Annotated in this window: 21 protein-coding genes and 1 riboswitch; of the genes, 12 read left to right on the top strand and 9 right to left on the bottom strand. The window is 71.2% G+C overall.

Translation table 11 applies throughout. The annotated features are described in order from the left end of the window. The first annotated feature begins 217 nt into the window (after positions 1-217). A riboswitch (cyclic di-AMP (ydaO/yuaA leader) is annotated at positions 218-390 on the top strand. 6 nt (positions 391-396) lie between these two features. Further along, positions 397-1,560 carry an NlpC/P60 family protein gene (locus ACLVWQ_RS19090; protein WP_414110078.1) on the top strand — a complete coding sequence of 388 codons (1,164 nt, stop codon included), beginning with the start codon at positions 397-399 and terminating at the stop codon, positions 1,558-1,560. Positions 1,561-1,885: 325 nt separating this feature from the next. Here ACLVWQ_RS19090 and ACLVWQ_RS19085 read toward each other — a convergent pair whose 3' ends face one another. After that, positions 1,886-2,239 (bottom strand): hypothetical protein, encoded by a 354-nt coding sequence (locus ACLVWQ_RS19085; protein ID WP_414110077.1) that lies wholly within the window; start codon positions 2,237-2,239, stop codon positions 1,886-1,888. A 425-nt stretch (positions 2,240-2,664) separates the two neighbouring features. On the opposite strand from ACLVWQ_RS19085, the gene ACLVWQ_RS19080 reads away from it, so the two are divergent. Next, positions 2,665-3,723, top strand: a complete 1,059-nt coding sequence (locus tag ACLVWQ_RS19080; RefSeq protein WP_414110076.1) for an NlpC/P60 family protein — start codon at positions 2,665-2,667, stop codon at positions 3,721-3,723. Positions 3,724-4,230: 507 nt separating this feature from the next. On the opposite strand, the gene ACLVWQ_RS19075 is transcribed toward ACLVWQ_RS19080, so the two are convergent. Further along, positions 4,231-4,911, bottom strand: a complete 681-nt coding sequence (locus ACLVWQ_RS19075) for a DUF3159 domain-containing protein (RefSeq protein WP_414110074.1) — start codon at positions 4,909-4,911, stop codon at positions 4,231-4,233. Between the two features lie 256 nt (positions 4,912-5,167). Here ACLVWQ_RS19075 and ACLVWQ_RS19070 point away from each other — a divergent pair, with 256 nt between their 5' ends. The 3 genes from ACLVWQ_RS19070 to ACLVWQ_RS19060 all read left to right on the top strand — a co-directional run bounded on the left by ACLVWQ_RS19070 (position 5,168) and on the right by ACLVWQ_RS19060 (position 8,842). Then, on the top strand, positions 5,168-7,063 hold the full coding sequence (locus tag ACLVWQ_RS19070) for a S9 family peptidase (protein WP_414110073.1): 1,896 nt from the start codon (positions 5,168-5,170) through the stop codon (positions 7,061-7,063). An 81-nt stretch (positions 7,064-7,144) separates the two neighbouring features. Beyond that, positions 7,145-7,798 (top strand): GOLPH3/VPS74 family protein, encoded by a 654-nt coding sequence (locus ACLVWQ_RS19065; protein ID WP_414110071.1) that lies wholly within the window; start codon positions 7,145-7,147, stop codon positions 7,796-7,798. A 228-nt stretch (positions 7,799-8,026) separates the two neighbouring features. Further along, positions 8,027-8,842, top strand: a complete 816-nt coding sequence (locus tag ACLVWQ_RS19060) for an alpha/beta fold hydrolase (RefSeq protein ID WP_414110070.1) — start codon at positions 8,027-8,029, stop codon at positions 8,840-8,842. A gap of 208 nt (positions 8,843-9,050) precedes the next feature. Here ACLVWQ_RS19060 and ACLVWQ_RS19055 read toward each other — a convergent pair whose 3' ends face one another. Further along, positions 9,051-9,809 (bottom strand): LuxR C-terminal-related transcriptional regulator, encoded by a 759-nt coding sequence (locus tag ACLVWQ_RS19055; RefSeq protein ID WP_414110069.1) that lies wholly within the window; start codon positions 9,807-9,809, stop codon positions 9,051-9,053. Then, a complete protein-coding gene (locus ACLVWQ_RS19050) occupies positions 9,806-11,089 on the bottom strand; it encodes a PspC domain-containing protein (protein ID WP_414110068.1) in 1,284 nt (427 codons plus the stop codon). Before ACLVWQ_RS19050 ends, ACLVWQ_RS19055 begins: the two co-directional genes overlap by 4 nt. Before the next feature lie 528 nt (positions 11,090-11,617). Here ACLVWQ_RS19050 and ACLVWQ_RS19045 point away from each other — a divergent pair. Next, positions 11,618-13,111: a PspC domain-containing protein gene (locus ACLVWQ_RS19045; RefSeq protein ID WP_414110067.1), complete on the top strand. Its 1,494-nt coding sequence runs from the start codon at positions 11,618-11,620 to the stop codon at positions 13,109-13,111. After that, the gene (locus ACLVWQ_RS19040) at positions 13,098-13,322 is read left to right on the top strand and encodes a hypothetical protein (protein WP_414110065.1); all 225 of its coding nucleotides are present in this window, start codon (positions 13,098-13,100) and stop codon (positions 13,320-13,322) included. Before ACLVWQ_RS19045 ends, ACLVWQ_RS19040 begins: the two co-directional genes overlap by 14 nt. Before the next feature lie 130 nt (positions 13,323-13,452). Here ACLVWQ_RS19040 and ACLVWQ_RS19035 read toward each other — a convergent pair whose 3' ends face one another. Together ACLVWQ_RS19035 and ACLVWQ_RS19030 are read right to left on the bottom strand one after the other, a co-directional pair. Further along, positions 13,453-13,989 carry a DoxX family protein gene (locus ACLVWQ_RS19035; protein WP_414110064.1) on the bottom strand — a complete coding sequence of 179 codons (537 nt, stop codon included), beginning with the start codon at positions 13,987-13,989 and terminating at the stop codon, positions 13,453-13,455. Positions 13,990-14,206: 217 nt separating this feature from the next. Beyond that, positions 14,207-15,520, bottom strand: coding sequence for a hypothetical protein (locus ACLVWQ_RS19030; RefSeq protein ID WP_414110063.1), 1,314 nt, complete (start codon positions 15,518-15,520; stop codon positions 14,207-14,209). 197 nt (positions 15,521-15,717) lie between these two features. Between ACLVWQ_RS19030 and ACLVWQ_RS19025 the strand changes: the two genes are divergently transcribed. Then, entirely contained in the window at positions 15,718-16,692 is a 975-nt protein-coding gene (locus tag ACLVWQ_RS19025) for a DUF4429 domain-containing protein (protein ID WP_414110061.1), read from the top strand. Between the two features lie 7 nt (positions 16,693-16,699). On the opposite strand, the gene ACLVWQ_RS19020 is transcribed toward ACLVWQ_RS19025, so the two are convergent. From ACLVWQ_RS19020 to ACLVWQ_RS19010, 3 genes are all read right to left on the bottom strand, one after another. After that, complete coding sequence (locus ACLVWQ_RS19020; RefSeq protein WP_414110060.1) at positions 16,700-17,530, bottom strand: HpcH/HpaI aldolase/citrate lyase family protein; 831 nt, start codon at positions 17,528-17,530, stop codon at positions 16,700-16,702. Beyond that, positions 17,527-18,939, bottom strand: a complete 1,413-nt coding sequence (locus tag ACLVWQ_RS19015) for an MFS transporter (RefSeq protein ID WP_414110059.1) — start codon at positions 18,937-18,939, stop codon at positions 17,527-17,529. The genes ACLVWQ_RS19020 and ACLVWQ_RS19015 overlap by 4 nt, the downstream gene beginning before the upstream one ends. Before the next feature lie 266 nt (positions 18,940-19,205). After that, complete coding sequence (locus ACLVWQ_RS19010; RefSeq protein ID WP_414110058.1) at positions 19,206-19,994, bottom strand: FadR/GntR family transcriptional regulator; 789 nt, start codon at positions 19,992-19,994, stop codon at positions 19,206-19,208. A 190-nt stretch (positions 19,995-20,184) separates the two neighbouring features. Between ACLVWQ_RS19010 and ACLVWQ_RS19005 the strand changes: the two genes are divergently transcribed. From ACLVWQ_RS19005 to ACLVWQ_RS18990, 4 genes are all read left to right on the top strand, one after another. Beyond that, positions 20,185-20,742, top strand: a complete 558-nt coding sequence (locus tag ACLVWQ_RS19005) for a MaoC family dehydratase (protein ID WP_414110057.1) — start codon at positions 20,185-20,187, stop codon at positions 20,740-20,742. Beyond that, complete coding sequence (locus ACLVWQ_RS19000) at positions 20,739-22,019, top strand: CaiB/BaiF CoA transferase family protein (protein ID WP_414110056.1); 1,281 nt, start codon at positions 20,739-20,741, stop codon at positions 22,017-22,019. Before ACLVWQ_RS19005 ends, ACLVWQ_RS19000 begins: the two co-directional genes overlap by 4 nt. Before the next feature lie 129 nt (positions 22,020-22,148). Continuing rightward, complete coding sequence (locus ACLVWQ_RS18995) at positions 22,149-23,312, top strand: acyl-CoA dehydrogenase family protein (RefSeq protein WP_414110054.1); 1,164 nt, start codon at positions 22,149-22,151, stop codon at positions 23,310-23,312. Then, positions 23,309-24,814: an MmgE/PrpD family protein gene (locus tag ACLVWQ_RS18990; RefSeq protein WP_414110053.1), complete on the top strand. Its 1,506-nt coding sequence runs from the start codon at positions 23,309-23,311 to the stop codon at positions 24,812-24,814. Before ACLVWQ_RS18995 ends, ACLVWQ_RS18990 begins: the two co-directional genes overlap by 4 nt. Positions 24,815-24,850 lie beyond the last annotated feature (36 nt).

Genomic DNA, 24,850 nt, shown 5'->3' with positions numbered 1-24,850 from the left:
GCCACCCACCTCACCGCACACGCGCCCCGCCGCCCGGAATCCACCGCTCCGGACAACTCGTGACAGATCACACTCATTTGACGTCAGCGAACGAAATTCGATGCCCAGGTCACGAAAATGTATCGGGCATATCGCACATCAAACTTCACAGGTGCCACACGAATTGGCTAACTTTCGGGTAGGCCGCTCGACCCGCACCGGCGAACAACGCCGGGCCGGGCGGACTCCGCCGAATCCGGTACGCCCTCGTGGCGCCGGAACCGGGGACCCAACCGACCTTGGGGTGAATCGGTCCGAACTCCCTCGCGGGACAAGGGCCGTAGGGCAAACCTTCCGAAGCATTCGCCCGAACCCGACAGCTAACTCGGTAGGCGGATGACGGAAGGAGACGCCCTCGTGGCGCCACATCGCAAGTTGCGGCCCCCCAGTGCCATGGGCATGCGGACGCCGGCCCTCGCCACCGCGGCCCTGACCTCGGTGGCCCTGCTCTCCCAGACGGCGAACGCCTCGCCTGCCGCGGAGCCCAGGCCGAGCACGGAGGAAGTCCAGAAGAAGGTCGACGACCTCTACCAGCAGGCGGGCACGGCCACCGAGAAGTACAACGCGGCCAAGGAGAAGACCACCAAGCAGCGCAAGCGCGTCGACACCCTCCTCGACGACGTGGCGCAGCGCACGGAGAAGCTCAACACCGCGCGCGAGGAGCTCGGCAACTTCGCCGCCGCGCAGTACCGCACGGGAGCCGCCGCCCCCGACACGGCCTCCCTGCTCCTCGCGGACAACCCGCAGGACTACTTCGACCAGACCCAGCTGATGAACCGGCTGACCGCCCGGCAGAAGCAGGCCGTCGACGACTACGTGTCGGTCCAGGCCGCCACGACGAAGAAGCGGCAGGAGGCGTCCGAGGGCCTGGAGTCGCTCACCACGACCCAGAACACGCTCAAGACGTCCAAGGCGGATGTGCAGCGCAAGCTCGCCGAGGCGCGCGGGCTCCTGTCGAAGCTGACCGCCGCGGAGAAGGCCCGGCTCGCCGCGATCGAGCGGGAGAAGCAGGCGGAGGCCCGGCGCAAGGCGGACGAGCTGGCCCGGCAGCAGGCGGCCGACGCCGAGCGCCGGCGCCAGGAGGCGCAGTCGCAGCAGGACACAGGAGCCGGTGCGGGTACCGGCACCGGTGGCGGTACGGGGAGCTCGTCGGGCTCGGACTCCACCGCCGGCTCCAAGGCGGCCAAGGCGCTCGCCTTCGCGCGCGCCCAGATCGGCAAGCCGTACGTCTGGGGCGCGAGCGGCCCCGGTTCGTACGACTGCTCCGGGCTGACCCAGGCCGCCTGGAAGGCCGCCGGTGTCACCCTTCCGCGGACGACCTGGGACCAGGTCGAGACCGGCACCACGGTCTCCGTGAACAACGCCCAGCCCGGTGACCTCGTCTTCTTCTACGACGACATCAGCCATGTCGGCATCTACATCGGCGACGGCATGATGATCCACGCGCCCAAGCCGGGCGCGTACGTCCGCGAGGAGTCGATCTACTACATGCCGATCCACAGTGTGGTGCGGCCCGGCTGACACCGCTCCTCACTCGCCCTCACTCATAGGTACGCACGCGAGCCGCCGATTTCTCATCGCTCCGGGTTCCGTCCGGGTTCCGTCCTCGGACAGAACCCGGACAGGGCTGGACGGGCGGGGCGATGAGAGGTCCGCTCTCACGCGGTCGTCCCGGGCTCACCCGCGCCTGACGGTCAGGGTCCGGGACTCGGTGAACTCCAGAACACCCGCCAGACCGCTTTCGACGCCGATGCCGGAGCGGCGAGAGGGTCGGCGGGGGCGGTGGCAGTTCACAGAAGACTCCGGGGAACGGTTCGGCCCTCGGCCCCTGGGTCCCGGATCACGCTCAGGTCCAGAGCACCGCGATGAAGACGTTCACCGCGGTGAGTCCGCCCACCAGGGCGAACAGCCCCTTCTCCACCTTGTCCTCGTCGCGCTTCACATAGACGAGGCCGAGGATCACGACCAGCAGCGCCAGTTTCACGCCGATCTTGATGTTGTTCACGGTCTGGTCGTCGGCCTGGTTGAGGCCGACGAGGACCGCGCCGGTGACCAGCATGGTCAGCGCGCCGTGGAGCATCGCGGGGGTGAAACGAGCCGTGCCGTCGCCCATCGCCTTCAGCTGGCTGAGGAAGCCGCCCAGCAGCGCGGCGATGCCGATGATGTGCAAGGCGACGAAGACATGAATCAGTACGTCCATGAGCCCGGACCCTAACCGGGCGCCGGACACCACCTCGCAGCGCCCCGGACACCGCCGCACACCACTCCGGCCGCCCGTAGCACCGTCCGGGCCGCCGCTCCCCCGCAACCCGCGCATCGGTCAGCCCGCCGCGCCAAGGCGGTGGCACCGGGTCCGGATCACGGTCGTACCCGATCAACTCATGCCCGACTGTCACCATTTCCATACATGCCGTTACCACCGGCACACCGCCAGGATTAGCGTCCTTCCCCAGGTGACCGGCTCCCCACCACAGCCGCCCGGGCCAGGGCGGCGGCCGGCACCACCGCCGAAGAAGGGTCCGGCGGCGGCCTGCTCCCCCTGTGCGGGCTGCCGCCGGACGTGCAACCGAACCCCTGAGGACGTACAGCGCCTCGCGGCCCTATCGAAGGAACGTGGATTCGCACGTGGCAGCCCATCGCAAGCCCAGACGGCGCTCACTCGGCGGCGGTACGGCCCGCACCGCCTTCACCATCGCCCTCGCGGGCGCGGCGAGCGCGACCGGGTTCGACGGGACAGGGGTTGCCGCACCCGAGCTGACGACGGCCCAGGTGAAGGCCAAGGTCGACAAGTTGTACCAGGAGGCGGAGGTCGCCACCGAGAAGTACAACGGGGCGAAGGAGAAGTCGACGAAGGCCGCGGGCCGGTACGACACGCTGCAGGACGAGGCCGCGCGCCGGACGCAGCGACTCAACTCCGAGCGGGACGCGCTCGGTTCGCTGGCGACCGCCCAGTACCGGGACGGCGGACTCGATCCCTCCCTCGGGCTGGTGCTCTCCTCGGAACCCGACCAGTACCTGGAAGGGGCCGCGTTCGCCGAGCGGGCCGGCCACCGGCAGGCGTCGACGGTGTCGCGCGTACGCACACAGCTGCGCGAGATCGAGCAGCTGCGCGGTGCCGCGCACATCGAACTCGCCTCGCTCAAGGAGCGGCAGGCCGACCTGGAACTGCACAAGAAGACGGTCACCGGGAAGCTGGGCGAGGCGCGCCGGTTACTGTCGCGCCTCTCGGAGAAGGACCGGGCCCGCATCGGCGCGGACGACCCGGACACGGCACGCGCCTCACGCTCCGGCTCGGCCTCCCGCGCCGTCGTAGCGGGCTCCGCCACGGCCCCCGACTCCCGTGCGGCGGCAGCGGTCTCGTACGCCTACGCGAAGCTCGGCAGCCCGTACGCGTGGGGCGCCACCGGTCCCGACGCCTTCGACTGCTCGGGGCTGACGCAGGCCGCGTACCGCTCCGCGGGTGTCTCGCTGCCCCGGACGACGTACGCGCAGATCGACGCGGGCCGGCGCGTCACACGGTCCGAACTCCGGCCCGGTGACCTGGTGTTCTTCTACTCGGGCATCAGCCATGTGGGGCTGTACGTGGGCAACGGCCAGATGGTGCACGCCCCCAATCCATCGGCACCGGTCCGCCTGGCACCGATCGACGAGATGCCGTTCGCGGGGGCCACACGCGTAGCGTGAGCACTCCTTGACCGCCACGCCCCCACACCGACCAGCGCCGACCAACCCCCGGTCGCCCCGCACCCAGGGGCACGGAGAACCGCGCGCCCAGCCCCACCGACCCGCACTTCTCAGGGGCACGGGGACCTGCGCGACCAGCCCCCACCGACCCGCGCCCCTCAGGGGCGCGAGGAACCGCGCGTCCAACCCCACCAGCCCGCACCCCTCAAGGGCGCGAGGAACCGCGCGTCCAACCCCACCAGCCCGCACCCCTCAAGGGCGCGAGGAACCGCGCGTCCAACCCCACCAGCCCGCGCCCCTCAGGGGCGCGGGGAACTGCGCGACAAGCCCCCACCGGCCCGCACCCACAACCCTGCCGAACCCCCCACCCCCCAGGGGCGCGGGGAACTGCGCGCCCAGCCCCCACCCACCCGCACCCGAAAACACCCCCGGACACACGGCCGCACCGACCCCGCCCATCGGGCAGCCGGTGCACACCGAGACAGTAGGACGAGTAGGACGCCGCGCTCAAACCCGCTTCGCCGGCAGCAGCCCAACCGCCATCAGCCGCCTGTTGGAGCTACGCGCAGCCCACGCGACCACCACCAGCGCCACCGCAAGCAGCGGAAACCCCATCGCGATCTTGGCAACACCCAGCGAGCCGACCTGGTCGGTCTCATAGAAGTACTGCTGGACACCGAACCGAGCACCGAAGACCGCGGCCAGCACCAACGTGGCGACGTCGTAGTACAACCGCGACCGCTTGTCCTCACGCCAGACATTGCCCTTGCCGGCGGCCACGTTCCAGATCACGCCGGCCAGCGGCCACCGCACCAGCACGGAGACCAGGAACAGAACCGCACCGGCCAGGCTTGCCCAGATCCCGATGAGGAAGTAGTCCTTGGCCGAGCCGGTGAACCAGACGACACCGGCGGCGACCGCGACACCGAACACGCCGCCGACCGCGGGCTGCACCGACTCCTTGCTCAGCAGCCGCACCACCCCGATGGCCACCGCGACGCCGAGCGCGGCGACGATCGACAGCTTGATCCCGCTGAAGTTGTGGGCGACGACGAACGCCAGCGCGGGCAGCGCCGAGTAGACGATCCCCTTGGTCCCTCCCGCCTGTTCGAGCGCCGAGGGCCGTCGCGGTGCCGTCTGCTCCGCCGTCGTGTCGGTCTCTGTCTCCAGGAAGTTCTTGGCCTTCATGGTGGTCAGTTCTCCCGAGTTCGTCTGGGGGGCGAGGCGCGTTGCCCGCTTGTCACTTAACGCCAGCTTGGCATTAAGTGACACTCACCGCAACCCCCTCCCCCTCGAATCCCCCTCGAACGAGTACGCGACCCCAGAGAGGGCACTTGCAGCACATGTCATTTAGTGACACTGTCATTAAGTGACATCCAGGCCCGTTGGCCTGGCCTTCTCGCACCACCGAACGTCTACGGGCGCCTGTTACAGGAGGACCGACATGGCAGACCAGAAGCGAGAGACCATCTCCGTAGAGGACTTCTTCGCACCGCCGCCCCGGGCGAAGACCACCCTGTCGCCGGACGGCAAGCAGATGGCGTACCTGGCGCTGTGGAAGAACCGCATGAACGTCTGGCTGGAGAGCGTCGACACACCGGGAGACCCGCGGTGCGTGACCACCGAGGACCGCGGCGTGACGGACTACCACTGGACCCGCGACCCACGCTGGCTGCTCTACACCCGCGACCAGGGCGGCGACGAGAACCTGCACCTGTACCGCGTCGACCTCCGGGCCCCGGACGCCCCCGCGGTGAACCTCACGCCGTACCCCGGTGTACGGATCATGGGCCTGGACCTGCCCGCGAGCCGGCCCGGCAAGGTCGTCACCCACCTGAACCTGCGCGACCGGGCCCAGTTCGACCTGGTCGAACTCGACATCGCCACCGGCGACCTCGTGACCCTCGCCCAGAACCCCGGCAACGGCGTCGAAGGCTGGCTCCACAGCGAGCGCGAACTGTTCGCGCTGGGCACGACGGCCGACGGTGACGTCCAGCTGTCCCGGTGGGACGGGGCGACGGGTGCGCCGGACCCCGTGGCGCGGTTCGACGGGGGTGACGCCCCGCTGGGTGTCTACCCCCTGGAGGTCACACCGGACGGCACCGGGATCTGGCTGGGCTCGCACCGCGGGAGCGACCGCCTCCGCCTGGCCCGCCTCGACCTGGCCACCGGCGAGGAGCACGAGGTCGACTCCCACCCCCGGTACGACCTGGACACCCGCGCACGGGTCTTCCCCGCCCTGCCCAGCCCCCTGATCCGCAGCCGCCGCACGGGCGAACTGCTCGCGGTCCGCTACCTCGGCGAGCGGCAGGTCGTCCACGCCCTCGACCCGCACTTCGCCGCCGTGCTGAAGAACCTGGAGGAGCTGTCCGAGGGTGATCTCTCCGGACTGTCCTCCGACGAGAGCGAACAGCGGTGGATCGCGAGCTTCACCCACGACCGCGACCCCGGCGTCACCTTCCTCTACGACCACACCACCGGCGAGAGCCGCCTGCTCCACCGGGCCAAGCCGCACCTCGACCCCGAGTCGCTGGCCCCGATGCGGCCGGTGTCGATCACCTCCCGCGACGGCCTGACCCTGCCCCTGCACCTGACACTGCCGGTCGGTGCCGAGCCGTCCGGGCTGCCGCTGGTCCTGTTCGTCCACGGCGGTCCCTGGACCCGGGACAGCTGGGGTTACCACCCGGCCGCCCAGCTCTTCGCCAACCGCGGCTGCGCGGTGCTCCAGGTCGACTTCCGCGGCTCCACCGGCTACGGCAAGGCCTTCACCAGGGCCGGAATCGGAGAGTTCGCGGGCAAGATGCACGACGACCTCATCGACGCCGTGCGCTGGGCGGTGGACCAGGGGTACGCGGACCCGGACCGCGTGGCGATCATGGGCGGTTCCTACGGCGGCTACGCGTCACTGGTCGGTATCACCTTCACGCCGGACGTCTTCGCCGCCGCGGTCGACGTCGTCGGGATCTCGGACCTGGCCAACTTCATGCGCCGTCAGCCCGACTTCGTCAAACCGATGCTCGCCTACAACTGGTTCACGTACGTCGGCGATCCCGCAGACCCGGAGCAGGAGGCCGACATGCTGGCCCGCTCCCCGATCAGCCGCGTCGACCGGATCCGTACGCCGCTGATGGTGGTGCACGGCGCCAACGACGCCCGCGTCGTCCTCGCCGAGTCCGACCGGCTCGTCGAGGCCCTCCGCGCACGGGACGTCTCCGTCGAGTACATCGTCATGGAGGACGAGGGCCACGCCATCGAGAACCCGGAGAACGTGATCGTCCTCTACACCGCGGCCGAACGCTTCCTGGCCGAACACCTGGGATTCGAGACCCACCAGGCATGAGCGGGGCATGAGAAAGAACCGAGCCATCAGCCAGCTCCGGCATCGGCATCGGCATCGGCATCGGCATCAAGGGGAGACGACATGATCCAGACACTGCCGCAGCACCTCTACCTGCTCTGCTACACCGTGGACAAGGGGAAGTTCCAGCTCGACAACCTGCAGGGCCGCGGCCAGTTGCTGCGTGCCGGAGCCATGACCGAGCTGGCTCGGGACGGACTCCTCGACGCCACGGGAGGAAAGGTGATCCGGAAGCCGGGGAAGGCGCCGGACGACCCCTTCGCCGCCGGGGTGTGGAGCGACCTGCCCGACAACAAGCCGAAGGCCTGGCTCAACTACATCCACAACAAGGGCCACCTCGCGGAGACTCCTGTCCGCGACCAGCTCGTCGCCGCCGGGGAGATCACCGTCACCCGCGGCAGGAAACTGGGCCTCATCCCGGCCGACAGCTACACCGTCACCGACCCACAGGCGGTGCACGCCCTCCAGGAACGGGTACGCGGCACCGTGCTCGACAGAACCGACCCAGCGTCGATCCCGCTGGAGGAGCTGGCCATGGCCGTGTTCACGGTCGAGCTGGAGGTGACCTGCGTGTGGAGCCGCACGGACCGCCGTACGCACAAGGAGCAGTTGAGGACACTCGCAGCGCGGTTCGACGGAATCGTCCCCGGCCTGCGCAAGTCGCTGCGGGACTCGTTCCTGGCGAGCCGGGCGGTCGGCGGCGGCTGGAGCAGCTGAGCCCCGGCACTGCGCAGGTCTCGTTGATCACGGCTGGGATCGAGGCCGCCGCCTCGCCCGCGTGGATCGGCACGAAACCCGTCGATCACCCACCAGCGGTCCCGGTGCCAGGTGATGATGAACGCCACGAGCGATGTGTCCCACCGGGCAGCGGAGTTCACTCACGTCACCGCAGGCCATGACCGGTCATCGCAAGTTCTCAGATTCTCATCCAAGGACGGTTCCGACATGGTCACGACCCACACACTCGACACCTTAGGCGCGCACCTCTATTACGAGGTACGGGGCTCCGGTCCCTTCCTGGTGATCACGGGCGCGCCGACGACCGCTGTCCACTTCTCGCCGCTGGCTGACGCGCTCGCCGCCCACTACACCGTCGTCACGCACGACCCCCGGGGCATCTCCCGGAGCACGCTGGACGACCCTGAGCAGGACTCCACCCCCGAGCTGCGTGCCGACGACATCGTTGCGATCCTGGACGACCTCGGTGTCGACCAGGCCGACGTGTTCGGCAGCAGCGGTGGTGGTGTGACCGGATTCGCGCTGGTCACGCATCACCCGGCACGAGTGCGGACACTCGTCGCGCACGAGCCGACCGTGCTGAACGTGCTGCCGGACGCGGTGGACCGGAACGCGGACGTGGACGACGTCATCGAGGTCTTCCACCAGCAGGGACTTGAGGCGGCGTTCGTCAAGTTCCACGCCGTCTCCGGTATGCAGAGGGAAGGAGAGGACGACGACGCCCCCGCACCGCCGCCGCAGGAGCCCTCCGCCCAGGACCTGGCGGACAGCGCCCGATACCTCGCTCACGAACTGCGCGGCACCACCGCGTACGCGCCCGACCTCGACGCGCTGAAGTCCGGACCCGCCCGAGTGGTCATAGGCGTCGGCAGGACGTCGGGCGGACTGCTCACCGACCGCATCGCCACGGCGCTGACCGAGCGGCTCGGCTCACGACCGGCCGAATTCCCCGGCGGGCACGCGGGATTCCTGGAGGTGACGGAGGAATTCGCCGAGGCACTGCGGAAGGTGCTCGCGGACTGAACGGACCGACCTGGCCGGGTGCCCGACCCAGCGGTGGTCGGGCGCCTGCGCGCCGTCACGCGACGATCCCACCGCAGGACTACATTCCACTGGCTCCGCGCCCCGGAGCCCCCGCTGGTGACCGCGCCGGCGGACAACCGGGGCGCGGCACCCCGGGAGGGCGGCATCGGCAAGACGGTCCGGTTCGGGCCCACGCATGCCCCCGGGATCACACCAGCCGTCGTGCCGTCGCCCAGCGGGTCAGCTCGTGGCGGTTCGACAGTTGGAGTTTGCGCAGGACCGCCGACACGTGGGACTCGACCGTCTTGACGGAGATGAAGAGCTGCTTGGCGATCTCCTTGTACGCATAGCCGCGGGCGATCAGACGCAGGACCTCGCGCTCGCGCTGGGTCAGGCGGTCCAGGTCCTCGTCGACGGGCGGGGCGTCGGTGGAGGCGAAGGCGTCGAGGACGAAGCCGGCCAGGCGGGGCGAGAAGACGGCGTCGCCGTCCTGGACGCGGAAGACCGAGTCGACCAGGTCGGTGCCGGTGATCGTCTTCGTCACGTAACCGCGGGCGCCGCCCCGGATCACACCGATGACGTCCTCCGCGGCGTCGGACACGGACAGCGCGAGGAACCGGACCGGCTGCTCGGCGTCGCTCATCAACGGCGCGCAGCGGCGCAGCACTTCGACGCCTCCGCCGCCGGGAAGGTGCACGTCGAGCAGGACGACCTCGGGGCGGGTCGCCGTGATGACGGTGACCGCCTGGTCGACGTCCGCGGCCTCGCCGACCACCTCGACACCCGTCAGCTCGGTCTGCCCGATCTCCGCCTGGACTCCGGTACGGAACATGCGGTGGTCGTCGACGAGCACCACGCGCACCCGCCGTCCGGGCGCGGAATCCGCCTGGGCAGCGCCGGTCGCACCGACACCGGTCGTGCCGGTGTCCGGCTCGGCCGCTCCGGTCGGTTCGTTCGCGTCGCTCATGTCTCCGCCCTCTCCATCTCCAGCTCGACCTCGGTGCCGCCGTCCGGCACCGCGCGCAGCCGGGCCGTACCGCCGTTGCGCTCCATGCGACCGATGATCGATTCTCTGACACCCATGCGGTCGGCGGGTATCGAGTCCAGGTCGAACCCGGGACCGCGGTCCCGGACCGACACGAAGACGGTCCTTCCCTCGACCTCGGCGAAGACCTGCACCGCACCGCCCTCGCCACCGTACTTGGCCGCGTTCACCATGGCTTCCCTCGCGGCCTGCATCTGGGCGCCGGTCCTGTCGTCGAGCGGGCAGTCACCGACGACCACGACCTCGATGGGCACGCCGTGCTTGTCCTCGACCTCCGCCGCGCTGCGCTTGACGGCCTCGGCGAGGGTGTCGGGTTCCTCCGCCTCGTCCTTGCCGGTGCCTTCCGGTTTGTAGAGCCAGTTGCGCAGGTCGCGCTCCTGGGCGCGGGCCAGGCGCCGGACCTCGCTCGCGTTCTCCGCGTTGCGCTGTATCAGGGTGAGGGTGTGCAGCACCGAGTCGTGGACGTGGGCGGCGACTTCGGCCCGCTCCTGGGCGCGGATGCGCATCAGGCGCTCCTCGGAGAGGTCCTGGGTCATGCGCACGAGGTACGGACCGGCCAGCAGCGCTATCCCGACGAGGACGGCGAGCGCGGCCTGCAGGACCGAACCGAGGTGGGCGGCGGAGCCCTGGAGCACGAATATCCCGGAGACTCCCGCGGCGACGAGCAGGACCCCGGCGGCGGAGCGGAGCAGCGAGATCGTGCGTTTGCGGCGGCCGACCTCCATCCAGCGGGCCCGGCGCGCGTTGTCCGCCTGGCGCCAGACCAGGGCGACGCCGGCGCCGACGAGGACGGTGGGCCAGAGGTAGGCCTTGGCGCCCCCGCTCAGATCCACGTTCCCCACGAAGACCAGGGCGACCACGACCATTGCGAGCAGCGCGACGATCTGGCCCTTGTCGGGCTTGCGGGCCACCAGTCTGCGGCGGCCGTCGGGGGCGGTCTCGGTGGCGAGGGCGGGGGGCCTCTCGGCGTCCACGCCACCGACACCGAGCGGGACGAAGAACCAGAACGCCGCGTACAGCAACGCCCCCAGTCCGTCCGCCATGAACAGGCCCACGAAGACCAGCCGCACCCAGATCACGGGCAGCCCGAGATGCCCTGCGAGCCCCCGCGCAACGCCACCGAGCCAGCGTCCGTCGCTGCTGCGGTAGAGCTTGCGCGGAGGCCGCGGGTCCTCGACGGTCAGAGCTGCGGCTTCCGGCATGCCATCGATATTCACACGCCCACCCCCGCCAGGCATCAGGGTCAACCCCCAAGACTCCCCTGATCTCCCAACCCCACCCACCCCAGGGGCGCGGGGAACGGCGCGCTCAGCCACGACCAACCCGGCCCGACAAACCGACCGCAACCACCCACCCCCTCAGGGACGCGAGGAACTGCGCGCTCAGCCACGACCAACCCGCACCCAGCAAACCAACCGAATCCCCCGCCCTCCCAGGGGCGCGGGGAACGGCGCGCCCAGCCACACCCGACCCGGGCCGACAAACCGACCGCAACCACCCACCCCCTCAGGGGCGCGGGGAACTGCGCACCCAGCCACACCCGACCCCCACCCGACAAACCAGCTGGAGCCCCCGGCACGAGACCGGGACGGAGGCGCGACGGGAGCGGCATGGGAACGGTATGGGAGCGGTATGGGAGCGGTATGAGGGTCGACCCTGGACCGGATTTCAGGGTTCGGCCAGGGTCATCCCGACTGCCGCCAACCCCCCGCGGCCGTCACCATGGACGCATGAGCGATCAGCAGCACGCCGCAACGGGCCCGGGACCCGCCCCAGCCCCCGGACCGGGCCCCGGCCTGGGCGCGAGCCCGGGACGGGGCGCGGGCGGGCCGGGGCCCGGCCTGGGAAGGAGCCCGGCCGCCGAGCCACAGGACTCCGCCCCCGCGACCGACGCCCCACCCCCCGCGGGCGAGTCCCCCGCGCCGGAGCTCCCACGCAGGTTCCGGCGCGACCGCCGGCACAAGATGCTGGGCGGAGTGTGCGCGGGACTCGGGCGGCAGTGCGACATGGACCCGGTGATCTTCCGGATCGTGCTCGCGGTGCTCTCCGCGACCGGCGGTATCGGCCTCATCTTCTACGGCTTCGTCTGGCTCTTCGTCGCGTACGAGGACGAAGAGGAGAACGAGGTGCGCAAGCTCCTCACCGGCCGCGTGGACGGCCACGCGATGACCGCGGTGCTGTTCGCCCTGGTCGGCTGCGGTGTCTTCCTCTCCATGCTGAGCAACAGCGACGTGCTGACCTTCGCGGCGACGCTCGCGCTGCTCCTCGCCGGCGCCGGCTACTGGTCACGGCAGCGCGCTGTCGACACCCCCGATCCCTCTCCCACCGCGCGGCCCCGTTCCAGCAGGGGCGGTCCCATCGCCGCGCAGGCCGTCGCCGACGCCCCGCCGGAGGCACAGGCGCCGCCCGTTCCCGCCTCCTTCCCCTCCTGGTGGCGGGAGCCCATCGTCAAAGACGGGACGTACGAGGGCGGCACGGGCTATCTGTGGGGCCCCAGGAGCACCCTGGACCGGGACATCGCGGCGGCGATCACCATCACGCACGGCGGCGGCCCCGGCCGGGGCATACCGACGCGGGACACCAAGCCTCGCGGCCCCCGCCGCATCGGCGGCCCGGTGTTCCTGCTCGCCCTCGTCGCCGGCGTGCTCGGTACGGGTCTGACCTGGGAGGAGAAGACGCTCGGCACCAGCCTGCAGACCGGTCTGGCCTGCGCGCTGGCCGTGCTCGGCCTGGGGATCGCGGTCAGCGCGTTCCTCGGGCGCACGGGAGCGGGGTCGGTCTTCCTCGCGATCGTCACGGCGGGACTGCTGGCGTGCTCGGCGGCTCTGCCGAACGACATCACCACCCACTGGGAGCGCACCGGCTGGACACCGGCCACGGCGGCCGCCGTACAGGAGCGGTACGACCTGGGCACGGGGGTCGGCAAGCTCGACCTCAGCCGGATAGACCTCAAGAAGGGCCAGACCGTGACGACGAACGCCGAGGTGGGCCTGGGGCAGCTCAAGGTCGTCGTCCCGAAGGACGCGACGGTGCGGCTGAGCGTCGAAGTGGGCATCGGCGACATCCAGTTGCCGGGTGACGACCAGCAGGACGTGGACGTGGCCCCGGACAAGCACAAGAACGTGACCCTCACACCGGCGGACGGGAGCAAGGACGGCGGCACGTTCGACCTCACGCTCGAAGTCGGCCTCGGACAGGCGGAGGTGGCCCGTGCCACGTCATGAGTTCCAGCCCGGAAGGCTGATCGCGGGCTTCTTCCTCACCCTGGCGGGTGTCGTCTACGCCGGCGACGCGGGCGGCCTCTGGGACACCCCGTGGTTCGCGGTGATCCCGATCGTCGTCGGAGGTCTGTGCCTGGCGGCCGTGGCGGGCAGCCTGGCCCACGGAATACGCCGGCGACGGCGACGCGAGCCGTCCACACGGCCGGCGGGCTGAGCCGGACCGGGCCCGGTGAGCGGGATGGGACGGGACCCAGCCGGACCCTTCAGCCAACCCCGGGTCGCGGCCCACCCCGTCCCAGCCCAGGTCTCAGCCCGAGCCCACGTCCCAGCCCGGCCAGGCCTGACTAGTAGGCGCCCACTCGGCGCCTGCGGCGGGCGCGGAGTTTGGCGTCGAGGGAGAACACGCCCGCCCCGGCGAGTACGAGAGGCAGCCAGGCCATCAAGTAAGGGAGGTCATTGCCGTAGTAGTACGGGTCCGAGGCCCAGCTCATCGTCAGCCAGAGACTGAGGGAGATCAGTGCCCCGCCGACCGCGGCGAGGCGGGCCAGCAGGCCGATCAGGGTGCCGATCCCCACCGCCAGCTCGCCCAGCGCGATGGCGTACCCGAAGCCGACGGGGCTCTTGAGGCCCAGGTCGAGGAGGGCCGGAATGGCCGACGAGTCACGGACCGCGCGCATCATGTCGCCGATCGAGCCCGCGCCGGAGTCGGACATGAACGCGCTGTCGGTGAGTTTGTCGATCCCCGCATAGATGAAGGTGACGCCGAGGAAGACCCGCAACGGAAGCAACGCGTACCTCATGGCGGTGTCCCGCCAGTCGCCGCCACCGCCGCCGTCGTCCAGGTATCCGGAGTGCGTGTCCATCCGCATGCCGTGAGCCATCAGCCCTACGCCGCCTCTCAACCGCCGAACGGTTCACCCCTCAACAAGACAATACGTACGACGGCGAGATCCCGCTCAGGAGCGGGCGCACAAATTTTCACCACGTCCACCGGAACATCCCCTTTGATCCCCCAAGGTCCCGAAGGCGCCCACGGGCCATCAGCCCGTCGAGCCCTCAGCCCCCTCAGCCCCCACAGCCCGTCAGCCCGGAGGCCCGTCAGTCCGTCACGTCGATCTCCACCCGGTTCGTCTCCACGCCCGCCGCGGTGACGACCTGGACCTCCACGCGCCCCGGTTCCACGTCCGCGGGCACCGGCACGGTGAGGACCGCGTCCGACGGGTTGCTGAAGCCCCCGGGCACCGGGACCAGCGGCACGTGCACATGCACGGCGCCGATCCGCACCACCATCCGAGAAAGGCGGTTCGCACTCTGCGCCCCGGGCGGCACGAAACCGGCCCCCCGGATCTCGATGTCGTCCCCGGTCCGGATCGGCGCGTCCAGGTCCCCGGCCTCGCGTGCCCGTACGACCGAGAGGATGACCGGCCGCCCGCCCTCGGCGTACTTCGCGGCGACATACGTGGCGGCCGACACCAGCACCACCACCGCGAGCCCCCACGGCAGATCCGGCAGCTGCTCGGGCCGCCGGGCCAGTCGTACCGCCGCGAACACCAGGGCGACGGCACCGAGGACCGCGTACTGCGTGTCCGCGAAGTTCCCGCGGCCCGAGTCGTCGGTCATCAGGTCGGCGGCCCGGGGCCGGTCGGCCCGTACCTTCTGCAGCCGCTGCCCGAGGACCCGCAGCCCCACCACCCGCCGCACCAGGACGGCGATCGCGCACACCACGGCGAGGACGGTCACGATGCCCGCGCCACGGGCGAGTTCCAGGCCCGCGATGAGGGAGTCCCGCTCGGCGTGCGAGGACGCGCCGGCGAGGCGGCCCGCCAGCACCAGGACCGCGTAGACGACGAACAGCACCCACGCGCCCGCCACCACACGGGAGGTGGACAGCCGGTTGTCCTCGCCGATGACCGGCGCCAGCACCCCGCCCCGCGCCCGGTGGAACCAGGAGGCCACGGTCAGCAGCCCGGCCACGACGACCGCCGCGAGCAGTCCCGCGGTGCGCGCGGACGTCCAGCCCGCCCCGATCGCGGTGAAGGTCTGCACCAGCAGCAGAATCACGACAAGACCCCACACGGTCATGACGGTGCGCCGCCATACGAGACCGAGCCAGACCTCCCCCTCGGCCCGGCCGCGCTCGGCGACGAGGTCCGCGGACTGCGTCAGCGCGTCCGACACCCACTGCCGCGAGGCCCCCGCCGAGTGCGCGACCGCGGCCGGCAGTCCGTGCCCCGAGGCCAGTTCGTCCCGCTTGGAGAGGAACGCGGCGACGGCACGCCGATGGCCCTCGCGTGCCCCGTGCGGACAGTTCCCGCAGGTGCAGCCGCCCTCGTGCCCGCTCCGGCCGGTACCCCGACCGGCACCCTGGCCGGCGTCACGCCCCGCGCCCTGTCCAGCCTCCTGCACCGCCACGCCCGTTGCCGCCTTCCGCACTGCTCCGTCGAATATCCATCGGCCGTACACCCGCCCACCGCACATCTGCGCAGCCGCACATCTGCCTTGTGACGCCAGCGCATTGTGCCGTACCCCACAGCCCCCGGTTTCGCCAGGTCTGGTCAGCGAGGGTGAACCAGCCACCCCTGTGTTGACCCGGCTGCGAGAATTTCGTTATGGCCGAGATCATCCAGCGCGACGGAACCTGGGCCTTCGACGGCAGCACGGTCCGGATCACCCCGGGACTGCACCGTTCCGTGCCGCTGTTCCGGCAGACGTACGGAGAGATCACCGTGCCCCTCGAAGCGGTCGCGGGCGTCGTCTACGAACCCGAACGCAAGCGCGGCCGACTGCGCCTGCGCCTGCGCGAGGGCGCCGACCCGCTGCTCCAGGCGACCGGGGGCAGGCTGCCCGACACGGCGGACCCGTACCGGCTGTCGGTGGACATCGACCGCTCGGGTGTCGCGGAGTACGTCGCCGAGGAGATCCGCCACGCGCTGCTCATCGAGCAGATCCCCAAGGAACCGGCCGGGGCGTACCTCCTGCCGGGGCCGCCCGTGCCCGTCTCGGTCCGCTCCAGCGACGGCACGGTCTCCTTCGACGGGGCCAGGATCCGTATCGACTGGAGCGACACCTCGGACCGGGTGAAGCGCGCGACGGGCCCACGCATCATCGGCCTGCCGGATCTCGTGCAGGTGGAGTGGCTGCCCAACTCCGGTTACGAGGACGGCTTCCTGCGGTTCGTGACCCAGGACTCGGTGTTCTCCAAACTGCCGCCGGAGAAGGACCCGTTCGCGCTCGACCTGTGGGGCAGCGCGCGGCGCGACCTGCTCACGGCCCTCGTCGCCACCGCGGTCATGGCCCGCCTCCCGCATCCGTCCGCCCGGAGCACCGAGCTGGTACGGAGGGAGCGGCCGCGCGCCCTGTACGGACCCGGGGACGCGGACCCCGTACCGCCGCGGTCCCGGGCGTCCGAGCCGCCGCAGACAGCCCAGGCGGGCCAAGTGGTCCAAGTGGTCCAAGTGAGCCCGCAGGACATCCACGACGTACTCCTGCGTCGGCTGCGGGAGCTGGGCGAACTGCACCGCGACGGCGTGCTCACCGACGAGGAGTTCGCGATGACGAAGGCGGCCGTGCTCCGCGACTTCTAGGTCCCGCTCAGCCGGCCAGGATGCGCATCGCCTGCTGCAGGCGGGGCTTGTCCATGATCTCGCCGTCGAGCCGGACCGCGCCGCCGTCCGACCGCCGGACCGCCTCCGTGGCGCGGCGGGCCCAGGCGATCTCGGCCTCGGTGGGCAGGAACGCGCGGTGCACGCCGGGGAGCTGGCGCGGGTGCAGGCAGAGTTTGCCGCCGAAGCCCAGGTCACGGCCGCGCCGCGTCTCGCGCTCGGTGAGTTCCGCGTCGTCCAGGGCGAGGGTCACCCCGTCGACCGGGGCGGCGAGCCCGGCGGCCCTGGAGGCGTTGACCAGGGCGCTGCGCGCGTACAGCAGTTCGTCCTCGGCGGGCGGACGCGGGGTGGCCGCGATGTCGTGGGCGTAGTCGACGCTGCCGAAGACGAGCCGCACGACGCCCTCGCACGCGGCGATCCGGTCCACGTCGCGCACCCCTCGGGCCGATTCGACCAGCGGGAGCAGGGCGGTGCCCGCGGGCAGCGCGCCCGCGGCGGTGGCGGTCGTGTCCGCGTCGGCCTTGGGCAGCAGGACGGCGGCGGGTCCGGCTCCGTCCGCGTGGGCGGCCAGGACCGCGGCGAGGTCCGCCTCGTACCAGTCGGTGCCGACGGCGTTGATCCGTACGGCGACACCTGGCAGGCCCGGCCAGCCGAACGCGGACGCGCGGGCCGTCGCCTTGTCGCCCGGACCGACGGCGTCCTCCAGGTCGACGACGACCAGGTCGGCGCCGACGGCGGTGGCCTTGGCGTACCGGTCGGGGCGGGAGCCGGGCACGAACAGGACGCTGCGTGCGGTCCCCACGGGCAGGGCGTCCGTCATGTCGTGCTCCTCTTGCGTGTGTCTGTCTTCTCGTCCGCGCCGATGGCGTCGAGCGCCACATTGGTCGTCCGCTCCCCGAGGACGACGAGTACCAGGCCCATCAGCAGCGCCATCACGGCCAGGTAGACGAAGACGGAGGTGAACCCGAACGTGCGGTAGATCCAGCCGACGCTGACACCGCCGATCACGCCCGCGAGCCGGCCGAACCCGGTGGCGACACCCGCGCCCAGTCCGCGCAACGGGGTGGGGAAGACCTCGGGGATGTACGTGTACTGCACGGCCACGCCGCACTGGAGCAGCATCGTGGCGAGGAACCCGCAGACGATCAGCGCGGCGCCGCCGTCGACGACGCCGAACGCCAGCAGGAGCACGGCCACGCAGGACTCGATGCCCAGGAGCATCAGGCGCCGGTCCCAGCGGTCGATGAAGGGGATCGCGAGGAGCGCGCCGGGTACGGCGGCCGCCGCGAGCCACGACGTGACGGTGAGGCTCTCGGACTGGGTGTAGCCGTTCTCCACGAGGAGGGTGGGGAGCCAGGAGTTGAAGCCGTAGAAGCACAGGATGAGGAACACGGAGACGAGTGACGTGGCGATCAGCCTGCGCCGGTTGCGGCCGGTGAGCAGGTCGGCCAGGCGGGCGCGGGGCGGCTGCGGGGTCTCCTGCGGCGGGGGCAGCTCGGCGCCGGTCTGTGCGACGGCCTCGGCCTCCAGGCGGGCGACGAGGGCGAGCGCCTCCTTCTCCCGGCCGTGTGCGACGTGCCAGCGGACGGACTCGGGGAGGATGCGGGCGGCGACGAGCACGCCGAAGATCCCCAGCGCGCCGACGACGAAGACCCACCGCCAGCTCTCCGTGCTGATCGGGATGACCAACCGGGAGACCCACGCGGCGACGGGTACGCCGGTGAAGCCGAGGACGAGGATCCACGACTGGTACCGGCCGCGCAGCGCCCGCGGGTACATCTCGCTGACCCACACCAGCAGCACTCCGGTCATCGCCTGGAGGCCGATCCCGGTGAGGAAGCGGGCGGCGCCCAGCTGCCAGACGTTGAACGAGAGGGCGGACAGCAGGGAGAAGACGGAGTAGAAGACGACGGCGCCGAGCAGCACGCGGCGGCGGCCGAAGCGGTCGGCGAGCCGGCCGCCCAGCAGGGCGCCGATGAACATGCCGGCGAAGCCGATGGAGGTGACGTAGCCGACCGTGTCGAGCGAGAGGTCCCACTGCTCGCGGAGCCGGGGAGCGACGTAGGCGAAGGTGTTCAGGTCGATCAGGTCGAAGCTGAAGAGGAAGCCGAGCAGCACGGCCCATCTGCGGTGGGACCTGGTCGCCACGGGGATGCGGTCCAGCCGGGCGGTGGCCGAGGGCGTGTGTGCGGCTGGGGGCCGGGCCTCACCGTTGGTTGTCGTTGTCATGGTGTCTGCCTCGCACTGTCGTTGGCGGGCTCGTGGCGGCGGGAGAACCGGACGGCTCACCTCCGCGCGGCGCGTCGCGGGACCGGAGGGAGGGCGGGGGGTGGGGCCCTGGCGCCGGCGGCGTACGGCTTGCATCCCGCGAACACGTTGAGCTCGATGTCGCGGGTCACGACTGCCGGGAACAGTAAACGTCTTACATTTTCGTACGCAATACCCCTGCAACATTTAATTGCGAGGATGCGCGCCCCGGGTCCCGCCGAGACCGCCTAGTCGTCCTCGCCGCGCGTGGAGTCGGCCCGCGCCTCGGCCTGCGCTTCGGCCCGTGCCTCGACCGGCGCCTCGACCTGTGTGACGTCGATGCGCGTGTACGTCTCGCGCAGCGCGGCGAGGTGCAGCCGCATCGCGCGGCTCGCCGCGTCGGCGCGGCCGGCCCGCACGTGCTCGAAGATCTCCGCGTGCTCGTCGGCGACGGTGCGCCAGAAGGACGCGTCCGCGCGTTCCCGCAGGAAGCGCTCGCGCAGCACCGTGAAGACCGGCTGCGTGATCATGTCGAGGAGCGGGTTGCCGGCGGCCCGCAGCAGCAGCACATGGAAGTTGCTGTTGGCGCTCCAGCGGGCCCCCTCGGGGGCGTCCTGGCTGCCCACCAGCACGATCGAGGAGGCCAGTCGCTCCAGGTCGGCCTCGTTGCGGCGGCGGGCGGCTAGCCCGGCGGCCGGCACTTCCAGCATGGCGCGCACCTCCAGGAGCTGCGACACCGAGACCCGGCCGCGGCTGAGCAGCCCGAGCGAGGCGCTCAGGTACTCGGAGACGTCCTCGAAGGAGGGTTCGGCGACGAAGGTCCCGCCGTTCACGCCACGGGTCGTGATCAGCAGTTTCTGGGAGGAGAGCACCCGCAGCGCCTCCCTGAGCGTGCCGCGGCTGATCTCCATCCGGGTGGTCAGCTCACCCTCGGACGGCAGCCGCTCACCGGGCAGCATCTCGCCGCTGAGGATCATGTTGCGCAGGATCTCGGCGACGCGTTCATAACCGAGCTGGGGGCGTCCACTTGACTGCATGCCGGTCACGCTACCGGGCCCGACACCCGTACGGCCGAACGGACCGGCGGCGGACGCACCGTGGATCCTCCTCGGATACCTCTGCCCTTGACGGACTAAATGTTTGACATTTAACGTCGGCGACACACCTCCCCCGCTGTGAGCCGGAGGCGCTGCCCCCTCGGGGTGGAGGTCGAGAAGGAGCTGGCACATGAGCATCAAGCCCGGATGGCAGGGCCGGTACTACGAGGACTTCACCGTCGGGGACGTCTACCAGCACCCGCTGGGGCGCACCGTGAACGAGACCGACAACACCTGGTTCACGCTGCTGACCATGAACACCAACCAGGCGCACTTCAACGAACAGGTCGGCGCCGGTTCGGAGTTCGGCAGGCCCCTCGTGGTGTCCACGCTCACGCTGGCCATCGCGGTCGGCCAGAGCGTCATCGACGTCACCCAGAACGCCTTCGCCAACCTCGGTCTGGACGACGTGAAGTTCGCCCACCCCGTGTTCGCCGGGGACACCCTGTGGACGGAGTCCGTCGTGCTGTCCAAGCGCGAGTCCGGCTCCCGCCCCACGGCCGGCATCGTCACCGTGCACTCGCGGATGCTGAACCAGGACGGTGAGGAGGTGCTCAGCTTCAAGCGCTCGTTCTTCGTCCACAAGCAGGGCGCGGCCGGCGCCGAGTCCCGCTTCCCCGCGGCCCGGAAACCACTGCCCGTACCGGCGGACCCCGTAGCCGCGGACTCCGCGGGGAGCGGAGAGTGAAGCCGCTGGAGGACGTCCGGGTCGTCTCGCTGGAGCAGTACGGCGCCGGTCCCTTCGGCTCGCTGCATCTGGCAGCCCTGGGCGCCGAGATCATCAAGATCGAGGACCCGCGCTCGGACGGCGACATCGGGCGGTACGTGCCACCCTTCAACGAGGGCCAGGACTCGCTCTTCTTCGAGTCCTTCAACCGGAACAAGTCCTCCGTCGTACTCGACATCCGCAGCCCCGCGGGACGCGAGGTCTTCGAGGACCTGGTGCGCTCCGCCGACGCCGTCTACTCCAACCTGCGCGGCGACGTCCCCGCCAAGCTGGGCATCCGCTACCAGGACCTGGCTTCGATCAACCCCGCCATCGTCTGCTGCTCCCTCACCGGCTTCGGCATGGAGGGGCCGCGCAGCAAACAGCCCGGCTACGACTACGTACTGCAGGCGCTGGCCGGCTGGATGTCGGTCACCGGGGAGCCGGGCGGCCCACCGCAGAAGTCCGGTCTGTCGCTGGTCGACTACAGCGGTGGCCTGGTCGCGGCCATGGCCCTCACCGCCGGCGTCCACGCGGCGCGCCGCGACGGCCTCGGCATGGACTGCGACCTGAGCCTGTACGACACCGCGATCGGCATGCTCACCTACGTCGGCACCTGGCAGATGAACGAGGGCTGGGAGCCGCAGCGCACCGCGCACTCGGCGCACCCCTCGCTGGTGCCGTTCCAGGCGTTCGAGGCGAAGGACGGCTGGCTGGTCGTCGGCTGCGCCAAGGAGAAGTTCTGGCAGCGGCTCACCGAGGTCATCGGGCGCCCTGAACTGGCCTCCGACCCGCGCTTCACCACCTTCACCGAGCGCGGGATCCACAAGGACGAGCTGATACCGCTGCTGGAGGAGGTGCTGCTGACGCGGACCGTGGCCGAGTGGCTGGAGCCGATGGAGGCCGCCGCCGTCCCGTGCGCCCCGATCAACGACGTGCACGAGGCGCTCACCGACCCGCACACCCTCGCCCGCGGCATGGTGGTACGGACCGATCACCCGCGCTACGGGCGGATGTCGTCGGTCGCCTCGCCGGTACGGGTCGGTACGCCGCTCTCCGCCGACGAGCATCGCAGGGCCCCACTGTACGGCGAGCACACCGAGTCCGTGCTGCACGGCCTCGGGTACGACGACACCCGCATCGCGGAGGCCCGCGCGCGCGGCGCGTTCGGGGACACCCCGGCCGAGGCGGAGGCGCCGGCCGAGACTCCGGCCGAGGCCCCCGGCGAACCCGCCGGGCCCGGTCCCACCGCGGTCTGATTGGCCGCGCCCCTCGCCCCCCTCTCCCTTCGCCCCCTCTCTCCCCCTTTCCTCCCTCCGCCCCCTCCTCCCCTCCTCCCCTCCTCCCTCATCAGCCGTCCATCACCCGCACCCACCCCGGAGAGCGCCGTGGATCTCGACCTGACCCCGGAACAAAAGATGTACCGCCAGACCCTGCGCGACTTCGTCGAGCGGGAGATCTTCCCCGTCGCCCGGGAGTACGAGGCCGCGGGCCGCTATCCGACCGAGATCGTCGGGACGATGAAGGAGCTGGGCCTCTTCGGCCTCGTGATCCCGGAGGAGTACGGCGGCCTCGGCGCCGACACCGTCTCCTTCGCGCTCACCTTCGAGGAGATCTCCCGGGGCTGGATGGGCGTGGCCGGCATCCTCGGCAGCCACTCGGTGTCCTGCTGGATGATCAACCGGCACGGTACGGAGGAGCAGAAGCGCGCCCTGCTGCCGGAGCTGGCCACGGGCGAGCGCCGTACCGGCTTCGCGCTCACCGAGCCCGGAGCCGGCACCGACCTCCAGGGCATCCGCACCACCGCACGGCGGGACGGCGACCACTACGTCGTCAACGGCACCAAGATGTGGATCACCAACGCGCGGTACGCCAACCCGCTGCCCGTCCTCGTCAAGACCGACCCCACCGCGTCCCCCGCGCACAAGGGCATGTCGGTGCTGCTCGTGGACACCGACTCACCCGGGTTCGAGGTCACCAAGGACATCGGCAAGCTCGGCTACAAGGGCCCGGAGTCCTGCGAGGTCGTCCTGACCGACGTCCGCGTGCCGGTCTCCGCGCTGCTGGGCGGGGTGGAGGGACGCGGCATGCAGCAGGCGCTGTCCTCGCTGGAGACCGGCCGGATCAACATCGCCGCGCGCTCGGTCGGAGTGGCCCAGCGGGCGTACGACGAGGCGCTGGCCTACGCCCGTGACCGGCAGGCGTTCGGGCACCCGATCGGCGACTTCCAGGCCATCCAGCTCCGGCTCGCCGAGATCGCCACGCAGCTCCAGGCGGCCCGGCTGCTGACGTACTGGGCGGCCTCCCAGATGGACGCGGGCCGCCGCATGGACACCGAGTCGGGCATGGCGAAGATCTTCGCGTCCGAGACGGCGATGCGCTGCGCCACGGACTCGATGCGCATCCACGGCGGTTACGGGTACTCCACGGAGTTCGAGGTCGAGCGCCTCTACCGGGACGCGCCGCTCATGGCGATCGGCGAGGGCACCAACGACGTGCTGCGCACGGTGGTGGCCAAGTCCCTGCTGGCCGGAAAGGCGGTGGTCGCATGACGGCGCACGAGCCCACGGAGCACGAGCACAGGGCACCGGAGACCCCCGAAGGGGCGGAGGCGGGTCTCGCGCTGCGCGTGGGCCGGTTCGCCGCGGGACTCACCCTGGACGCCATCCCCGAGGAGGTCGCCGAGCGGGCCCGGCATCTGATCCTCGACGCCGTCGGCCTCGCCTTCGTGTCGGCCGACCGGGACTTCGCCGAGGCCGCCGCGACGGCACTGGGCCCGGACTCACCGTCCGGGTCGGCACCCGGGACAGATGCCGGTACGGGTGCCGGGAACGGGGACTCCCCGGTACTGGGGCGCCCGGAGCGGCTCGAACCGCGCGACGCCGCCGTGCTCAACGGCGTCCTCGTGCACGGGCTCGACTTCGACGACACCCACATCGCCGCGGTCACCCACGTCACCGCGAGCGCCCTGCCCGCCGCGCTGGCTGCCGCCGTACGGGGCGACCGGGGCGGCGACGAACTGCTCGCCGCCTACGTGCTCGGCGTCGAGGTCGCCGCCCGGGTCGGCCTGGGCGGCGCGGGCCACTTCCACGACAGCGGCTTCCATCCCACGGCGGTGGCGGGTGCCTTCGGCGCCGCGACCGTGGCCGCCAAGCTCGCCGGGCTCGACGCGGAGGGCATCGCCACCGCGCAGGGCATCGTCGGCTCCATGGCGGCGGGGCTGCTGGAGTTCCTGGAGGACGGGTCGTGGACCAAGCGGCTGCACCCCGGCTGGGCCGCGATGTGCGGGCTGACGGCCGCGTCCTTCGCCCGGGTGGGCTGGAGTGGTCCGCCCGCGGTGTACGAGGGCCGCTTCGGTCTCTACAACACCCACCTCCAGACCGCGGACCGCCCGGCACGGCCCGAGGCGGTGGCCGAAGGGCTCGGCGAGGTCTGGGAACTGACCCGCACGGCGGTCAAGCCGTACGCCTCCTGCCACTTCACGCATCCGTTCATCGACGCGGCGCTGCTGCTGCGCCGGCAGGGCGCCGACCCGGCCCGGATCACCCGGGTCACCGCGGGCATCCATGCCGTGCCGGGCAAGGTGATCGCCGAGCCGCTGGACGCCAAGCGCACGCCCCGCAGCGAGTACGACGCGAAGTTCAGCCTGCCCTTCACGGTGGCCGCCGCGCTCGTGCGGGACCGCTTCGGCCTCGACGAGTTGAGCACCGAGGCCCGGGAGAGCGAGGAGATCCTCGCCCTGGCCCGCCTGGTCGAGGTCACCGACGATCCCGGGAGCGCGTTCCCCGGCGCCTACTCGGGGGTGCTGAGCATCGAACTGGACGACGGACGGGTGCTCACCCACCGCGAGCAGGTCAACCGCGGCCACGACACCCGGCCGCTCACCAACGCCGACGTCGTCACCAAGTTCCGCGCGAACATGGCCGCCTGCGCGGAGGCCGACGAGACGGTCACCGCGCGCGTCGAGGCCGCGGTGCTCGGGCTCGGCAAGGGCGGCGACCGGGCGATGACGGCACGCCGTTTCGCCCAGGAGTGCTCCTCGGCTCCCCGCTGACACCTCAGCCCGACTCCGCTGAACTGCCCGGCTCCC

The sequence above is a fragment of the Streptomyces sp. CWNU-52B genome (genome assembly GCF_047444975.1).
Taxonomy (GTDB): domain Bacteria; phylum Actinomycetota; class Actinomycetes; order Streptomycetales; family Streptomycetaceae; genus Streptomyces.
Note: the sequence above shows the minus strand (reverse complement) of the source record. Positions and strands in the feature narration are given on the sequence as shown.

Excerpts from the sequence above, each read along its gene's own strand:
- ACLVWQ_RS19050 (WP_414110068.1), bottom strand. The coding sequence starts at position 11,089 with ATGCCGGAAGCCGCAGCTCTGACCGTCGAGGACCCGCGGCCTCCGCGC.
- ACLVWQ_RS19065 (WP_414110071.1), top strand. The coding sequence starts at position 7,145 with ATGATCCAGACACTGCCGCAGCACCTCTACCTGCTCTGCTACACCGTG.
- ACLVWQ_RS19070 (WP_414110073.1), top strand. The coding sequence starts at position 5,168 with ATGGCAGACCAGAAGCGAGAGACCATCTCCGTAGAGGACTTCTTCGCA.
- ACLVWQ_RS19025 (WP_414110061.1), top strand. The coding sequence starts at position 15,718 with ATGGCCGAGATCATCCAGCGCGACGGAACCTGGGCCTTCGACGGCAGC.
- ACLVWQ_RS19020 (WP_414110060.1), bottom strand. The coding sequence starts at position 17,530 with ATGACGGACGCCCTGCCCGTGGGGACCGCACGCAGCGTCCTGTTCGTG.
- ACLVWQ_RS19075 (WP_414110074.1), bottom strand. The coding sequence starts at position 4,911 with ATGAAGGCCAAGAACTTCCTGGAGACAGAGACCGACACGACGGCGGAG.
- ACLVWQ_RS19045 (WP_414110067.1), top strand. The coding sequence starts at position 11,618 with ATGAGCGATCAGCAGCACGCCGCAACGGGCCCGGGACCCGCCCCAGCC.
- ACLVWQ_RS19055 (WP_414110069.1), bottom strand. The coding sequence starts at position 9,809 with ATGAGCGACGCGAACGAACCGACCGGAGCGGCCGAGCCGGACACCGGC.
- ACLVWQ_RS19085 (WP_414110077.1), bottom strand. The coding sequence starts at position 2,239 with ATGGACGTACTGATTCATGTCTTCGTCGCCTTGCACATCATCGGCATC.
- ACLVWQ_RS19005 (WP_414110057.1), top strand. The coding sequence starts at position 20,185 with ATGAGCATCAAGCCCGGATGGCAGGGCCGGTACTACGAGGACTTCACC.
- ACLVWQ_RS19010 (WP_414110058.1), bottom strand. The coding sequence starts at position 19,994 with ATGCAGTCAAGTGGACGCCCCCAGCTCGGTTATGAACGCGTCGCCGAG.
- ACLVWQ_RS19060 (WP_414110070.1), top strand. The coding sequence starts at position 8,027 with ATGGTCACGACCCACACACTCGACACCTTAGGCGCGCACCTCTATTAC.
- ACLVWQ_RS19015 (WP_414110059.1), bottom strand. The coding sequence starts at position 18,939 with ATGACAACGACAACCAACGGTGAGGCCCGGCCCCCAGCCGCACACACG.
- ACLVWQ_RS19035 (WP_414110064.1), bottom strand. The coding sequence starts at position 13,989 with ATGGCTCACGGCATGCGGATGGACACGCACTCCGGATACCTGGACGAC.
- ACLVWQ_RS18990 (WP_414110053.1), top strand. The coding sequence starts at position 23,309 with ATGACGGCGCACGAGCCCACGGAGCACGAGCACAGGGCACCGGAGACC.